At 72.1% G+C, this 15,397-nt stretch carries 11 protein-coding genes and 1 tRNA gene; 5 read left to right on the top strand and 7 right to left on the bottom strand.

All coding sequences use genetic code 11. The features are described 5' to 3' along the window. Positions 1 to 63: 63 nt before the first annotated feature. Together LO772_RS05110 and LO772_RS05105 are read right to left on the bottom strand one after the other, a co-directional pair. The gene (locus LO772_RS05110) at positions 64 to 543 is read right to left on the bottom strand and encodes a carboxymuconolactone decarboxylase family protein (protein ID WP_231777156.1); all 480 of its coding nucleotides are present in this window, start codon (positions 541 to 543) and stop codon (positions 64 to 66) included. Then, the gene (locus LO772_RS05105) at positions 540 to 1,619 is read right to left on the bottom strand and encodes an NAD(P)H-dependent amine dehydrogenase family protein (RefSeq protein WP_231777155.1); all 1,080 of its coding nucleotides are present in this window, start codon (positions 1,617 to 1,619) and stop codon (positions 540 to 542) included. Before LO772_RS05105 ends, LO772_RS05110 begins: the two co-directional genes overlap by 4 nt. A 411-nt stretch (positions 1,620 to 2,030) precedes the next feature. On the opposite strand from LO772_RS05105, the gene LO772_RS05100 reads away from it, so the two are divergent. Together LO772_RS05100 and LO772_RS05095 are read left to right on the top strand one after the other, a co-directional pair. Beyond that, positions 2,031 to 2,429, top strand: coding sequence for a VOC family protein (locus LO772_RS05100; RefSeq protein ID WP_231777154.1), 399 nt, complete (start codon positions 2,031 to 2,033; stop codon positions 2,427 to 2,429). A gap of 426 nt (positions 2,430 to 2,855) precedes the next feature. Then, positions 2,856 to 4,217 (top strand): NAD(P)/FAD-dependent oxidoreductase, encoded by a 1,362-nt coding sequence (locus tag LO772_RS05095; RefSeq protein WP_231777153.1) that lies wholly within the window; start codon positions 2,856 to 2,858, stop codon positions 4,215 to 4,217. A gap of 351 nt (positions 4,218 to 4,568) precedes the next feature. Here LO772_RS05095 and LO772_RS05090 read toward each other — a convergent pair whose 3' ends face one another. From LO772_RS05090 to LO772_RS05075, 4 genes are all read right to left on the bottom strand, one after another. Next, entirely contained in the window at positions 4,569 to 6,167 is a 1,599-nt protein-coding gene (locus LO772_RS05090; RefSeq protein WP_231777152.1) for a TROVE domain-containing protein, read from the bottom strand. Positions 6,168 to 6,272: 105 nt separating this feature from the next. Then, positions 6,273 to 6,353, bottom strand: a tRNA-Ile gene (locus LO772_RS05085). A gap of 172 nt (positions 6,354 to 6,525) precedes the next feature. Next, positions 6,526 to 7,401 carry an amidohydrolase family protein gene (locus LO772_RS05080; RefSeq protein WP_231777151.1) on the bottom strand — a complete coding sequence of 292 codons (876 nt, stop codon included), beginning with the start codon at positions 7,399 to 7,401 and terminating at the stop codon, positions 6,526 to 6,528. 80 nt (positions 7,402 to 7,481) lie between these two features. Next, positions 7,482 to 8,660: an amidohydrolase family protein gene (locus LO772_RS05075; RefSeq protein ID WP_231777150.1), complete on the bottom strand. Its 1,179-nt coding sequence runs from the start codon at positions 8,658 to 8,660 to the stop codon at positions 7,482 to 7,484. Between the two features lie 314 nt (positions 8,661 to 8,974). Between LO772_RS05075 and LO772_RS05070 the strand changes: the two genes are divergently transcribed. The 3 genes from LO772_RS05070 (at position 8,975) to LO772_RS05060 (ending at position 13,309) form a co-directional block, all read left to right on the top strand. Then, a complete protein-coding gene (locus LO772_RS05070) occupies positions 8,975 to 9,967 on the top strand; it encodes an LLM class flavin-dependent oxidoreductase (protein ID WP_231777149.1) in 993 nt (330 codons plus the stop codon). A gap of 223 nt (positions 9,968 to 10,190) precedes the next feature. Beyond that, a complete protein-coding gene (locus LO772_RS05065) occupies positions 10,191 to 10,907 on the top strand; it encodes a DUF4389 domain-containing protein (protein WP_231777148.1) in 717 nt (238 codons plus the stop codon). A gap of 1,016 nt (positions 10,908 to 11,923) precedes the next feature. Then, on the top strand, positions 11,924 to 13,309 hold the full coding sequence (locus tag LO772_RS05060; RefSeq protein WP_231777147.1) for an ABC transporter substrate-binding protein: 1,386 nt from the start codon (positions 11,924 to 11,926) through the stop codon (positions 13,307 to 13,309). 220 nt (positions 13,310 to 13,529) lie between these two features. Here LO772_RS05060 and LO772_RS05055 read toward each other — a convergent pair whose 3' ends face one another. After that, entirely contained in the window at positions 13,530 to 14,900 is a 1,371-nt protein-coding gene (locus LO772_RS05055; RefSeq protein WP_231777146.1) for a carboxylate-amine ligase, read from the bottom strand. Between the last annotated feature and the right edge of the window lie 497 nt (positions 14,901 to 15,397).

Below are 15,397 nucleotides of genomic sequence, written 5' to 3'. Positions count from 1 at the left end.
CCGACGGTTCCGACCGTCCCGACCCGCCCGTGCCGCCCTGACGACCGCCGCGTCCGCCGCGCGTCAGTGGTGCGTCAGGACACAGGTGCTGTCGAGCCCGAGGACGTGGTTGAGGCGGCCGAACGCGAGCCACGAGCCGATGGCCATGCTCAGTTCGACGATCTCGTGCTGGCTGTAGTGCGCCTTCATGCGCGTCCAGAAGGCGTCGTCGATGCCGTGGTGGTCGACGGCGTACCGCTCGGCGTACTCGGCCGCGAGGCGCGTGCGGTCGTCGAAGGCGTCGGTGGTGCGCCAGTCGGTCACCGCGTCGGCGAAACCCTCCTCGACCTTGTCCCCGTCGCGCTCCGTACGCCAGTCGAGGCAGAAGACGCAGCCGTTGATCTGCGCGACGCGCAGGCGCGCGGCCTCGAACTCGCGCAGGCCGAGCCTGCTGTGGTCGTACACCGCCATCGAGTACGTCGCGGCTGCCGTGCCGATCTGCGGGACCATCTCGGCCCACACGTACGGAATCGGGTCCTCGCCCTCGGGAATGTCGATGATCACGTCGGTCTCCTTCCGAGCCTGCCCACGGCGGGGCGCAGCGGGACGTCGAGGGCGTCGTAGAGGCCGGGTTCGGCGTCCACGAGCCAGGTGATCGCGTTGACCAGGCGCCCGACGGCGGTGGCGTTGCCGCCCGCGGCCCGGTTGCCCGTCCGATCCGACGCCTCGACGGTGACCTCGATGCGCGGGTCGCCTTCGACGATGACGCGGTGGGCTCCGACACCGTCGGGGGGTCGCGGCCAGTCGGGGGCGCAGGACGGGTGGACGCGGGTGACGTGTTCGACGACGATGCGCGGTTCGCCGCCGACGATGCCCTGGACCTCGAACCGCACGGCGCCCTGCGTGCCCGCGGCGAAGTCGCCCATGGTGTCGGTGCGCACGTCGGTGTCGAGCGCCCGGCGGTCCATGGTCTCGCGGATTGCGTCGAGTTCGACGCCGAGGGCCCGGGCGATCAGCCGGACCTGGCTGCCCCAGATCATGGTCGGCATCTCCGGCCACAGCATCGGCGCGCCGTAGTCGAGGGGCATGCCCATGCCGATCAGGTTGCGGACGGAGTCCTCTTGGTCGTACGTCGAGTAGTCGAAGATCTCCTGGCAGCGGATCACGTCGATGACGCCGCCGAGTCCGCTGACGAAGAGCGGCAGGATGTCGTTGGCCCACCCCGGGTCGACGCCCGAGACGAACAGCGAGCCGCCGCCTTCCGCGACGGCGGCGAGCACCGGATCGCGGAACTCCGGTGCGGCGCCGCGCGGGTCGTACAGCGGGTACAGCGCCGGGGTGACGACGACGGCGCCGGCCCGGATCGCGCGGCAGATGTCGTCCAACGCCTCCTCGGGCCGGATGTCACCCGACGCCGCGTACACCACCGCCCGCGGCGCGGCGTTCAGCACGGCCTTGCTGTCGTCGGTGGCCGCGACGCCCAACTCGGCGTCGAGTCCCGCGAGTTCACCGGCATCGCGGCCGACCTTCGCGGGGTCGTGCACGAGAACACCCGAGAGTTTCAGCGCCGGTTCGGCCCGGACCGCGCGAATGGCCAGCCGACCGATGTTCCCGGTTCCCCAGACCACCGTGGACGTCATGCCGCGGACCGTAGCAAGAGCCCCGACACGTTCCCAGACCGATCGCCCGCGATTTTCCGCGCTGGGCCGCGGCGCCGCGGCGATTCGACGGCGACCGTGGCGCGCGCGTTCTCGGTGTTCGTCGCCGCTTGCTTCGTGGCGACGCCCACGATCCGGCGTGTGCAGGACGTTGCGCCCGTGCGGGCGCCGGCCCGGCCGGGCGGGAGGCACGGCCCGGCGGGAGAGGCCACACCCCCGCCGGATCGTCCTGCGGCGGTCACCGGGTCACACACCCACGGCCGGGCTCGTCCAGCCCTGCGGTGGCACGGGCGGGACGGACCGGCGCTCGGCCAGGATGCGGCGCCTGATCCGGTTCAGGACGTAGGCGTTCGCGCGGCATGGAACCGCCCTCGGCGGGGGAGAGTGGGCGCCATGGCGAGCGTGTGGACGGAACTCGTGATCGATTGCCGGGAGCCGCGCGGGCTCGCGGACTTCTGGTGCGCGGTGCTGGAGTACACCCACCTGGAGGAGGACCAGGACGGGGACGTGCTCATCAGCGACGTGCGCCGCACCCCCGAGGAGCGCCGCGCGGGCGGGCACCCGCCGCTGCTGTTCTTCATCCGGGTGCCCGACGGGCCCAAGAAGGTCAAGAACCGGCTGCACCTGGACCTGACCCCCACCGACCGCCCGATGGCCGCCGAGGTCGAACGCGTCCTCGCCCTCGGCGCCGCCCGCGTGGACATCGGCCAGGGCGAGCAGCGGGGGTGGACCGTGCTGGCCGACCCGGAGGGCAACGAGTTCTGCGTCCTGCGCGGAGCGGCGGATCAGTGAACCCCCGGTACGACCGCCCCGGCCCGGATCCGGACCGCGCGGCCGTACGAAACGCCGACCGTCGGCCGCGCGGCGGGCGCGCATCGCGTCCGTCCGGCCCGGTGCGGGCCGGGTTGTGGCCCTCAGGGGGCCGTGCCTGAGCGCGCGAGGTCGGCGGGCTGTGCCGATGCGCCCTCGCCCCCCTCGCCGGGAGCGTCCGCGTCGGTCGTCCCGGCGGACCGGAGCCGCCCAGCGCCCCGTCCTCCCCACCGACCCCCGCCCGGCGCCGCGGTGCGGGCCGATCCGCGCGGTCGGCCGTCGGCTCCGGCGGCCGGACCGTCCCGTCGCCGCCGTCGGCGGCACGGATCACAAAGATCGGGTGGAAACCCCGGAAAGCTGGGCAGCCGGGAAATGTCGTGTCAACATCCGGCGTGAGGAGTCCATCCCATGGCGCGTCCGAAGATCGTGGTGGTCGGCGGCGGGTTCGCCGGGACCGAATGCCTGCACCGGCTGGAACGCCGGCTGGGCCCCGCCGAGGCGGACCTGCTGCTGGTCACCCCCACCGACTACCAGCTCTACTTCCCGCTGCTGCCGCACGTCGCCGCCGGGGTCCTGACGCCGCAGTCGGTGGCGGTCTCGCTGCGCAGGCGGCTGCGCCGCACGCGCCTGCTGCCCGGGGTGGCCATCGGTGTCGACCCGCGGGCCAAGGTGTGCGTGGTCCGCAAGACGACGGGCGAAATGCTCGACGTGCCCTACGACCATCTGGTGCTGACCGCGGGGAGCACGACCCGGACGTTCGACATCCCCGGGCTGTCGGAGTACGCCCTCGGGATGAAGACCCTCGCCCAGGCCGCCTACCTGCGCGACCACGTCATCGGCCAGCTCGACCTGGCCGCGGTGACGCAGGATCCCGCGGAACGGGACGCACGCCTGCGGTTCGTCGTGGTGGGCGGCGGATACGCCGGCACCGAGACGGCGGCCTGCCTCCAGCGCCTGACCACCGCCGCCGCGAAACGGTATCCGCGCCTGGACCCGGCGCTGATCGAATGGCACCTCGTCGACGTCGCCCCCAAACTGCTGCCGGAACTGGGCGACAAGCTCGGGGCCAAGGCGATGTTCATGCTGCGGCGCCGCGGCATCGAATTCTCCCTGGAAACGTCCGTCCGCGCGATCGAGCGGACCAGTGTCACCCTCACCGACGGGCGGGTGCTGCCGACGCACACCCTCATCTGGACGGCCGGTGTCCAGGCCAGCCCGATCGTGGACACGCTGTCGAGGGACACGCTGCGCGGCCGGCTGGTGACCGGGCCCGAGCTGACCGTGCCCGGGACGGACGGAGTACTCGCCGCGGGCGACGCCGCCGCCGTACCCGACCTCGCGAAGGGCGGCGACACGATCACCCCGCCCACCGCGCAGCACGCGCAGCGCCAGGGCAAGGTGCTCGCCGACAACGTGGTCGCGGGCCTGCACGGGCGCCCGCTGCGGCCCTACTTCCACCACGACCTCGGCCTCGTGGTCGACCTGGGCGGCAGGGACGCGGTCTCCAAGCCGCTCGGCATCGAGCTGTCCGGGGCCACGGCGCAGGCGGTCGCGCGGGGCTACCACCTCATGGCCCTGCGGACGTTCACCGCACGCACCCGCGTCGCGGTCAACTGGGCGCTCAACGCGACGGCCGGCGACGATTTCGTCCGCACCGGCTTCCAGGCCGGCCGCCCCGCGAGCATCCAGGACTTCGAGCACACCAACGCCTATCTCAGCATCGACCAACTCGCCAACCACGAGCGCCCGACCGCGCACAAGTCGGGCTGACCGGGCGGCACGAGCTGCCGGGCGGCGGCGGGCCGTCGGGGTGGGCGGCTCTTCGCGCGCTGTGGCGCGATGCGCGTTACCCCGCCCGGGCCAAGGTGCTCGGGGCGGTAGCGGGCGATCAGGGGTGTGGGGGAGGTGAGGTCGCGTGGGCGGGCGGCTTCGCGCGCTGTGGCGCGATGCGCGTCGCACCGCCCGGGCCAAGGTGCTCGGCCGGGCGGCGCGGCGGTGGTGGGCGATCAGGGGTGTGGGGAAGGCGAGGTCGGGTCGGCGGGCGGCTTCGCGCGGTGTGGCGGGATGCCGTGTCGCCCCGTCGGGGAGGGGTGGTCGGCGGGGCGGTGGGGGAGTCCGGGGTTATGACCACGGCCAGTCGGTGTCGAGGCCGTGGTCGAGCAGGTTCATCAGGGTGAAGAGCTTGTCGCTGAATCCGCCGATCTCGTGTCGGTTGGGGGTTCCCGCGGCGATCACCGTCGGGGCGTAACCCGACGTGTTCACCCCGAAGACCGGCACCGACGCGGGCACCGCCTCCGAGACCGAAAGGCCGCCGGCGTCGCCGCCCGCGTGGCGGAACGCCTGCATGTCGGAGATCAGCACCACGCGGTCGTGCCCGTCGTACGCCGCCCGCAGCGCGCGGACCGTCTCGGTGCCGTGCCCGACTTCGCCGTTGCGGCGGCAGAAGGCCTCGATGTCGCGCAGGACGGACCCGCCGCGCGCGTGCACGGGGTGGGTGAAGTGGCCGGTCGCGAACCCGACCAGGTCGACGTCGGCGCCCCGGTGCGCGAGGGCGACCCCGAACAGCGCGCCGATGTCGGCGTGCGTCACCGTCGACCGTGTCGACACCCGCGACGACATGCTGCCCGACGTGTCGACGAGGACCAGCGTCCGCCCCGGCAGCGCCGGGAGGTTCGCCGTCGACGCCGCCAGAGCGGTGTCGAGCGCGTGGTCCCAGCGCTGCGACGGCGCGGCGCGGTGGGCGGCCAGGAAGCGGTACGGGAACAGCCGCGAGGCGCGGATCGTCGCGGGGTCCGCGATGCGCCGCGCCACCTGCTCGGCCACCTCGTCGGAGACACCCGCCTCGTCGAGGTTGCGCAGGTTGCGGATGAGCGCCATGACGCCCATCGACGGCACGATCGCCTCCCACACGCGGGCCTTGGGCAGCCGCGGCCCGGCGAGCGACAGCGCGTCCTCCCAGGTCATGCCGGCCTCGCGGAGCCGGTCCGCGTCCAGGAGCACCGCCGGGTGGTCGGCCGCCTCGTCGTGCAGCGCGCGGTTCGCGGCGATCATCCGCAGCGCGGCCGGGACCGCGTCGCCGCGCCCGTGGCGGCGGTCGATCGCGTGCCTGAACAGCGCGCCCTGCCACGGCCTTTCGGGCGAGGGCGCGGCATGCGTCAGCTCCAGGACGTCGGCGAACCGGAAGTCCCGGGCCGGGGTGTCGTACTTCAGCAGCGCGCGCTCGGTGTAGAGCCGCGTCGCGGCGTCCGCGACACCGCGCTTGACCGGCTTGGGCAGGTTCAGCCCGTGCGTCGTGGTCCAGTACGCCAGGAACTCGCCCGGCTCGTCGGGGCGTTGCAGGGCGGCGTCGACGATCCCCCGGTTCATGCCGTGGAGTCCGAGGGTCAGCCGGGCGAAGACCGCCTCGGCCGCGGCGACCAGCGACGCCGAGCGCATGCCCGCGGCGTCGCGCAGCCAGCCCACGAACCCGGTCATCCACAGCGGGTCTTCGGCCGCGACGTCGTGCACGAGGTCGCGGAACCGGCGGTCGCGGTCCTGCGCGGCCTCGTAGTACGCGGTCTCGCCGACCATGTTGGTGAGGGCGAACAGCAGGAGTTCGCCGCGCGGTTGGCGCAGGTACGCGGCACCGCCCTCGAACGTCCGCGTCGCCGGGACGCGCGTCGTGGTGCGCACCGGACCGGAGGCCGGCGGCGGAGCGGCACGTCGGTTGAACTTGGCCATGCGAAATCCCCCGTGGGAAAAGGAACGGGGGGCGTCGCGGGGGTGCCCGAGAACCAAGCGGCTCCGGAACATACGTGCTCTGCCGTTGAGCTACCGCCGGATTTCTCCGCCGACCGGGACTCGAACCCGGAACCTCGCCATTATGAGTGGAAGTAACCGATGCCTGCGCACCGGGCACCCGCGCGCGCCCTCCCGAGATCGGAATCGGCCCCGGACTTGTGAGAAGGAAGTAACCGGGACCCGCGCACCGGGAGGTGCGTCGAAGCCGTTGGAGGCGCCCGTGGATGGAATCCGCGTCATCGCCCCGCGTCGTGCTCCGCACCGATTTTCGGGGAACGGCGGACCGCTTGTCACCGGGTTATTGCACGGCCGGTGGGTCGAGCCCGAGAAGGCGCGCGGCATTGCCGGCGAGGAACCGCGGCCACACTTCGTCCTTGAAGCCGACGGACGGGAGTTCGCCGAAAATGCGGTCGAGGGTGAGACCCATCGGGAAGTAGCCGGCGTACAGGATCTTGTGCGCGCCACGGGTGTTGGCGTAATCGACGATCGCCTGCGGGTAGTAGCGCGGCGCGAACGCCGACGTCGAGTAGTACAGGTTGGGCCACTTGAGCATGAGCTTGACGGCGAGGTCGACCCACGGCTCGCAGCCGTGCCGCGTGACCATGACCAACTCGGGGAAGTCGTACATGACTTCGTCGATCAGCTCGACATGCTGCGCGGCGAACCTCAGGCGCGGGCCCGGGACTCCCGCGCAGACGAAGATGGGGATGCCCAGTTCGACGCACTTGGCGTAGAACGGGTACATCTTCTTGTCGTTGATCGGCACCTGCGGGAAGGTCCCCGCCGGGAAGCACCCGACCGCACGGACCCCGAACTCCTCGTGTTCGGCGACCAGTCGGCGGATGCCGTCCATCCCGGTGTTGGGGTCGACGGTGGACGACGGCACGAAGCGGTCGGGGTGGCGGCGCAGCGCCTCGCGCGAGATCTCGTCGCCGACGCCGATCATGCCCTGCCGAATGCCGAACCGGTCCATCTCGTGGAGCGTGAACCCCACGGGATCGTCGGTCGGCAGGTCCTTCGGGACGCCCTTGAACATGTACTCCACCGGGAACTCGAAGGATTCGCGCGACTCGCGGTCCTTCGTCTGCCGGCGGATGAACGCGTACTGGTCCCAACCCTCGTGCGGGAAGCCGATCATCGTGTCGACGACCGGGATGTCGGTGGGGAAGGCCATCGGGCGGTCCTCCTGTCGTGGCCGCGTGTGGCGCGGCGGCCGGGGCGTGCGGGGGCGGCGTCGTGGCGGGCCGGGGGCGGTCAGGGCAGGCGGGTGACCAGCGCCTCGGCGTTGGTGCGCATCACCTGGATCCGCTCCTCGGCGGTGTAGCCGGCCGCCGCCAGGTCCTTCGCGAAGTTCAAGGGCTGGGCGATGCCTTCGGTGTGCGGCCAGTCCGAGCCCATCATGATGCGGTCGACGCCGATCACCTGCCGCAGGCGGGCGAGGTCGTTCTCGTGGAAGGGCGACACCCACAATTGGCGGCGCAGGGTCTCGCGCGGGTCCTCGGGCCACGCGTGCGGCTGCTGCCCGTACGACTTCCTCAACCGCTGGAACAGCGTCGGGATCCAGTCGGCGCCGGTCTCGATGGCGGCGATGCGGAGCCGGGGGTGGCGGGCCAGGACGCCGTACGAGAGCAGCGCGGCGATGGTGTCGGCGATCGGCTCCGCACTCAGCAGCCCGCGCATCGGCGTGGCCCGGAACGCCTCCATCTCCTCGGGCTCGCCCCACCACGAGATCAGTTCGGTATACGCGCTGTCGCCGCCGTGGAAGACGATCGTGATGCCGGCTTCGGCGGCGCGTGCCCAGAACGGCTCGAAGGCCGGGTCGCCGGGCGACGTCCAGCCGTGCGCGGTCCGGATCGGGCCGTACTGCATGACGACGAGCCGGGCGTCGTGGTCGAGCGCCCAATCCAGTTCGGCGACCGCGTTCCCGGGGTCGGCGAGGGTCAGGTACGGCGCCGCGAAAATGCGCTCCCGGTAGGCGAAGCCCCAGTCCTCCCGCAGCCATCGGTTGAACGCGCGGAACGCGGCGCACAGGGCCGGGATGTCGTGGATCAGCGCCTGCTCCATGCCGACGCCCAGGGTCGGGAAGAACAGCGCGCCGTCCAGGCCGAGTTCGTCCATCGCCTCAAGCCGGGCCGTACGGTCGCGGTACGCGGGGCGCGTGGGCTCCAACGCGCCGAACTGCTCGACCAGCGAGCCCTCCGCGGTGCCGCGGAACCACTTCTCCAGCACGCCCGGCCGGGCCAGCCGGGAGAACGTGGGGTCGGGGATGAACCGGTTGACCTTCCCGCCGACCAGCAGCCGTGTCTTGCCGTCGACCTGCGCCCACTGCATGCACCGCTTGCGGTACGCCGGTTCGAGGTGCCGCGTGAAGGCGTCCAGCGCCTCGTAGTAGTGGTTGTCCGCATCGAACGCTCGGAACCCGTCGGGCAACACGCCTGCCCCCTTAAGCGTCGTGTCGTGCCACCGAAGATCTCAGGACGCGCCGAAATTAGAACATGATTCCTGTTGAGTCAATGGCGGGCGGATGGTGCCGCTCCGTGGCGCGGGGGCGGAGATCCGCGCCGTGGGGAGAAGGGGGAGAGAGGTGCAGGGCCGGCGGCCGTTCCCGCGCGGCGCCGACCCGGGCGGGAGGAGAAGGGAGCGAATCGGCCAGGCGTACGAGAAAACAAGAATCAGGTTTCTGTTTGTTCGCGGGACGGTCGAACCCGGGGACCACGCCAGAGCCGTGCGCCCCTACAGTCGTCCTCGTGGACGAGAATCAGGATCGCGCCAGTCGAGAAGAGAGCTCCGCACCCGTGTCGACGGCTCCCGCCCGCGACCTCATCTGCCGCGACCGCGTGGGCATCGGCTTCGTCGCGCCCGGCGACCTCGCGGAGGCCGCCGCCCTGGACCGCACGCCCGGCGTGGACTCGCTGTGGGTGGGCGGCCACATCGCCTCCCGCAACCCGAGCCCCGAGCCGATGGCGTGGCTCGCGGGCCTCGCGGCCGTCACGGAGCGCGCCGTCGTCGGGTCGGCGGTCGTCACGCTGCCGCTGTATCCGCCGGCGCTCGTCGCCAAGCAGATCGCCGATACGGACAACGCGTCGGGCGGGCGCGTCGCGCTCGGGATCGGGGTCGGCGGCGAGTACCCGCAGGAGTTCGCGGCGTGCCACGTGCCGACGAAGGGGCGGGGAGCCCGCACCGACGAAGCCGTCGGCCTGCTGCGGGCCTTCTGGACCGGCGAGCCGGTGACGCACGACGGGCCCGTCTTCCCCGTCTCCGACGTCCGGGTCCACCCGGCGCCCGCGCAGCCCGGCGGCCCGCCGGTGCTCGTGGCCGGCCGGGGCGACGCCGCGATGGCCCGCGCGGCGCGGCTGGGCGACGGCTGGATGCCGTACATGTATTCGCCGCGCAGGTACCGGAATTCGGTCGGTACGATCCGCGCCCTCGCCGACGAGGTGGGGCGCGACCTGAGCGGTTTCGGCTGGCTCGCGTACATTCCCGTCTGCGTCGACGACGACGAGGACACGGCGCTGCGCGAGACGGCCGCGTTCCTCGGCGGGACGTATCAGCAGGACTTCACCGAACTCGCCCGCCACATCGCGGCGGCCGGCACGGTGGACCGGGTCGCGGAACGCCTGGCCGCGTACGTCGACGCGGGCGCCCGCCACCTCGTGCTGCTGCCCACCCGCCGCGGCGACGACACGATCACGCGCGTGCTCGCCGAGGTGGCACCGCGGCTGCGCGGCATGTCCGGGTAGCCGAACCGCCGGCCCCGACCGCGGCCCGCGCTCCCCGTCGCGTCCGGGGCGCCGACCACGGCCCCGTGTGCCGCCGGGTGCCCGGCCGCGCTCGCGTTCGCCTCCGGCGGCCCGGCACGGCACACCGCGTCGGTCCGCCGCGGTGGCAGGGGACGGCCGCGCCGGGCAAGGTGGAGTGCGGGGGACACCGGCTCGGGGTGCGTCGACTCCGCAGGGGGCCGTCATGAACACCAGTGCGGCGCACACGCGCCCCGGCGGGCCCGTCACCGTGGAGGGCCGGCTCGACACGGGACTGTCCCGATGGCTGTGGCTGGTCAAGTGGCTGCTGCTGATCCCGCACCTGATCATCCTGGTGTTCCTGTGGATCGCCTTCGTCCTGGTCAGCGTGGTGGCGTTCTTCGCGATCCTGTTCACCGCGCGCTACCCGCGCGGGCTCTTCGACTTCAACCTGGGCGTGATGCGCTGGACGTGGCGCGTCTCGTTCTACGGCTACAGCGCGCTGGGCACCGACCGCTATCCGCCGTTCAGCCTCCGCGACGACCCCGGGTACCCGGCCCGGCTCGACGTCGCCTACCCCGAGCGGCTGTCCCGGGGGCTCGTGCTGGTCAAGTGGTGGCTGCTCGCCGTGCCGCACTACGTGCTGGTCATCGCGTTCTCCTCGGGCTTCTGGCGCGGTCCCGGCCTCGCCGGGCTGCTCGTGCTGATCGCCGCGATCGCGCTGCTGTTCACCGCGCGCTACCCGAGGGGCGTCTTCGACTTCGTGATGGGCCTGAACCGCTGGACGGTGCGCGTCGGCGCGTACGCGGCGCTGATGAGCGACTCCTACCCGCCGTTCCGTCTCGACCAGGGCGGCAGGGAGCCCGACGCGGCCGACGCGGTCGCGGACGAGGGGCACGGTCTCGGCCCGGCCGCCGGGGGAAACGCGTCGCCGACGGGGTGAGCGCTCCCGGGCGTCGTCCGACGCGGGGCGCACCACGGGAGTCGGGTCCGTCGAAACGGCCGTCCCCGGCACCGGGTTCCGTCGTCGCGGTCACCGCGTGATCGGACGGCGTTTCCACGATCCCAGGAGTCGCGAGAGCCCCAAGGGATGCCCGGAGGGTGCGGCGGGCCCGGGCGCGTTTTTCCGGGCGCGAAGTCGCCGCGAATGCGGTGTGGTCCGAATTTGGGCACGGCCGCGACGCAATTGCCTCCGCGGACATTCGAGCGCGCCGGCTTTTACGGCGGAACACCCCGACGCCCCCGCGTGACGGTGCGCGCGGGGTTTTGCCGTCGCGCGACCCTGCACGCGCCCGCGACGTGGTGTCGTCCCGTGTCGTTCGTCGGAAAAGCCGGTCCGGCCAGGCGATTTCAGTGCGGGACGCGGCTCCCGCGCGCGGCGGCGCCGAGGGTCCGCCGGGCGTGCCGGGGCTGGTCGTGCGCGTGGGGCATGTGCATACGAGCCCTTCCGTCGCGGAGGTCACCGTGCGGTTCGGGCATGAAGAGTCGCGCATGTCGGGTGGCCCCGTCAATGCCTCGGCGCAAGCGTGTACCGGCCAATTGGTTGACCCGCGGGCGGTCACAACACGAAGCGGATACGGCGGGAAAGTAAACATTGATTCTCGGCTGGCGAGAAGATACTTTCCTGTACCCGAGAGGGACAATGAAGATCGTCGCGACGGGGGGTCGCGACCTCAAGCGGTGGAACGCGTCCGGGAGATCTTCCCGGCCCGGAACCGGGCGCCCACCGAAAGCCTTTGCGGTTCCGCGCGGGACGTTCCGAGCCCGCGCTCGTTCGCTTGCCCGATCGGCCGTCCGACCAGCCACGCGGTCGGAGGGCCACGACGCCAACAGCACCACGCTCCACACGCCGCGAGGGCCGAGGGAACGTTGCTCGGCCCTCGTCGCGGTGAACCACCAAGTACGTGTACCTGTAAGCCGTTTCTGGGGACAGCCACAGCCCCCTTGAGGAGGCAGCCCGTGAGGCCGCAGAGGACTCTCGTCGCCGTACTGTCGGTGACCGCTCTGCTCGCGGTGGGATGCGGGGACCGGGGCGACAGCTCCGATTCCGACTCGACGCCGACCAACGCCCAACCCGCCGCCGTATCGGCGGACTTCGGTGACCTGAAGAACGTGTGTCAGGCCGGCCAGTCGACGAGCGCGCCCGCGCAGGGCGTGACCGCGAACGAGATCAAGGTCGGCGTGTTCACCGACGTCGGCTTCACCAAGAAGCAGGAGTACCCCGACGCCGCCAAGGTGTTCACCTCCTGGTGCAACGAAGCCGGCGGCATCAACGGACGCAAGATCGTCGCGAACACCCGCGACACGAAGATGCTGGAAGTCCGGCAGCGGATGAGCGAGGCGTGCCGCGAGGACTTCGCGCTCGTCGGCGGCGGTGCCGCGCTGGACAACATGGGGGTCAAGGACCGGCTGTCGTGCCTGCTGCCGGACTTCACCTCCCAGCCCGTGTCGCTGGAGAGCGACGGTTCCGACCTCCAGGTGGCCACGCTGGCCGGCGGCTCGTCGTACGTGAGGTACGCGGGCTACTACAACTGGCTGCTCAAGGAGGCCTACCCCGGCTCGGCGAACGCCGTCGGTGTCATCGGCGGTGACTCCCCGTCGGTCAAGGTCCTCGTCGAGATGGCCGTGGACGGCATCAAGGCCACCGGCGGGAACGTCAACTACAACGACCTGTACCCGGCGGCGGGGGTGTCCGACTGGACGCCGTACGCGCAGTCGATCAAGAGCAAGGGCGTCAAGGGCCTGCTGTTCTACGGCGACTACAAAAGCCTCGCGAAGCTGGAGCAGGCGCTGACGACGATCGACTACAAGCTCGACTGGATCGACGCCAACAGCAACGCGTACGGTGACGAGTTCATCCAGCTCACGGGCGGCCAGGCCCTCGCGGCGCAGAACAACGTGGCCGACCTGAGCGGCTTGTCCCTGCTGGAGGACGCCTCGAAGAACCCGGCGACGCAGAAGGTCATCGACCTGTTCGCCAAGTACGCGCCGGGCGCCAAGGTCGGCCTCGGCTCGATCCGGGCGTTCTCGTCCTGGCTGCTGTTCGCCAAGTCGGCCGCGGCGTGCGGGGACAACCTCACCCGCAAGTGCGTGTACGAGACGGCGGCGAAGGAGACGGCGTGGACCGGCGGCGGTTTGCAGGCGCCGCTCGACCTGTCGCAGTCCGACGCCCCGGTCAAGTGCTTCAACGTGGTCGTCGCGTCCCCCGAGGGCTGGAAGGCGGCGGACTTCAAGCCGGACTCCGGCGCCTACCGCTGCGACGCGCCGGCGATCAAGCTCACGGGCAACTACCCGAAGCCCATGACGCTCGCGGACGTCGGCAAGAGCATGGACGACGTGAAGTAAAGGACACAACAAGGCGGTTCGCGGTTTCCATCGGCGAACCCGGGTAGCCCGCACATGTCACCGGTGTCGGGGACGGCCGAATCGGCCGTCCCCGACACCGGCATGCCCCGTACGCACGCACGGCATGGCAGGTCGACGAATCGCCGTGCGTGCGTACGGGGCATGGGCGGTGCGCGTCGCGGCTGCCCCGCTACCCGGTCGGGCGCTCACCCGCACGAACTCACAGCGGAGACGGCTCCGTTGGCACGGGAGGTACGGGCGGCACCCGGGGGACGGGCGGTAGTCCCGACACCCCCGGACCCGGTGCCGCGGGCACACCCGGTACCTCGCGTACCGCCGGTGCCACCCGGGCCGCGGGAGGCGTCGGCGGCCCGGCCGGTTCTGACGGCCCGGAAGGCCCGGAAGGCCCGGAAAGCCCTCCCTCCGCCACGGTCTTCCCCGCGCTCGGCGTCGCCGTCTCCGCCCTGCGCTGGCGCGGCACCGGCAGGGACGGCCATTCCGGCGCCGCGGCGGTACGCTCCAGCACCCAGTCGACCGCGCGGGCCGGCTCCCAGGCCCAGCCGCGCGCCGCCCGGCGCTGGTGCTCCGCCGCGCTGCCCGACGCGAGGGTGCGCTCGACCAGGGCGGAGATCAGCGGCCAGTCGCCGAACTCCTCCAGATGCGGGCGCACATGGGCGACCAGCCCGCGTACCACATCGGCCGCCGGAGCGGCGCCGAAGCGCATCGGGTCCAGCAACGGCCCTTCCAGGCCCGACCGCGCGGCCCGCCACGAGGCCGCGCGCTGCCACTCGGCCGGCCACACCGGGGGAGGGGCGGCCCCCGCCTCGGCGGCGCTGCGCAGGGCGTGCGTGACCAGCGCGCGGAACAGCCCGGCGACCAGGATCGGCGTCTCCGGGGACGGGCACGAGTCGCACACCCGCAGCTCGATCGTGGGCAGGTGCGACGACAGCCGGAGATCCTGGTAGAGCATGCCGGCGTCGAGGAGGACGCCGCTGTCGACGAGGCCGGCGATCATGGCGTCGTACTCGTCGGCGGACGCGAACGCGCCCACGGGCCCGGCGGCCGGCCAGCGCTGCCACATCTGCGTGCGCCAGCTCGCGTACCCCGTGTCCGCGCCCTGCCAGTACGGCGAACTCGCGGACAGGGCCAGCAGGACCGGGACCCACGGCGCGATCCACGGCAGGGCGCGGACGGCCAGATCGCGGTCCTCGGCCTCGACGTGCACGTGCATGCCGCAGATCAACTGCTCGCGGGTGAGTGCCCCGTACGTGTGCCCGATGCGCTCGTACCGCTCGTTGGGCGTCAGGGCCGCGATCCCGAAGTCCGCCAGCGGCACCGTGCCCACGGCCGCGACGCCCAGATCCCATTTGCCGGCCACCGCGACGAGTTCCGCGCGCAGCGCGACCAGGTCCTCTTGCAGGGACCGGAGTTCGCGATGCGGCCGACTGTTGGACTCCAGCACGGTCTGATGGAGCTCGGCCGTGAACCCCTCGCCGGACAGGTCGCCGAGGATCGCCGGGGCCTGCGGCACCAGCCTGCGGGTCTTGCGGTCGATCACATGGAACTCTTCCTCGATACCAACTTGTGCCACGCGCAAGCGACTTCCCCTTCCCCGGTGGCGTGACAACGCTGTCCCGCCACGAACGCGGATTGCCACGAGCCCGTAGGTTCACCGGCCGTCGGATGATGTGGCGCGTCTCCCAGCGGAACGCGCGGGCCCGACAAACGACTTCGTCTGGTCCCTACCCGCCACGCACGATCGACATCCTTGTGCGCCCCGCGAAGGCGGCGCCGCGCGCAAGTGGCTGCCGGCGTTCCGGAGTCCACATCACAACAGTGACGACAGCACACGAACCCGGCGCCTCGTGACGCCATGGATGCATTGTTCCGTCCGTGTTCGTCGGGTTTCTATCCCCGCCGCGCCGTCGTGTCGGGAGCGGAAAAGGATAGACGTGTTGCCCGGGATTCGCCCGGAAGGCACGGATCGCTCATATCGCCGCCACACCGCCGCCATGGCACCGTCATGCCACCGCCACGCCGTCGTCATGGCGCCGCCACGTCTCGGCGCCGGGTTTGGGGGCCGCGAGG

This window comes from Yinghuangia sp. ASG 101 (assembly GCF_021165735.1).
Taxonomy (GTDB): Bacteria; Actinomycetota; Actinomycetes; order Streptomycetales; family Streptomycetaceae; genus Yinghuangia.
This window is presented reverse-complemented; position numbering and strand designations above follow the sequence as displayed.

What these genes read in the sequence shown, in the direction of transcription:
- LO772_RS05105 (WP_231777155.1), bottom strand. Translation starts at nt 1,619, where the DNA reads ATGACGTCCACGGTGGTCTGGGGAACCGGGAACATCGGTCGGCTGGCC.
- LO772_RS05100 (WP_231777154.1), top strand. Translation starts at nt 2,031, where the DNA reads ATGGCGAGCGTGTGGACGGAACTCGTGATCGATTGCCGGGAGCCGCGC.
- LO772_RS05095 (WP_231777153.1), top strand. Translation starts at nt 2,856, where the DNA reads ATGGCGCGTCCGAAGATCGTGGTGGTCGGCGGCGGGTTCGCCGGGACC.
- LO772_RS05090 (WP_231777152.1), bottom strand. Translation starts at nt 6,167, where the DNA reads ATGGCCAAGTTCAACCGACGTGCCGCTCCGCCGCCGGCCTCCGGTCCG.
- LO772_RS05080 (WP_231777151.1), bottom strand. Translation starts at nt 7,401, where the DNA reads ATGGCCTTCCCCACCGACATCCCGGTCGTCGACACGATGATCGGCTTC.
- LO772_RS05065 (WP_231777148.1), top strand. Translation starts at nt 10,191, where the DNA reads ATGAACACCAGTGCGGCGCACACGCGCCCCGGCGGGCCCGTCACCGTG.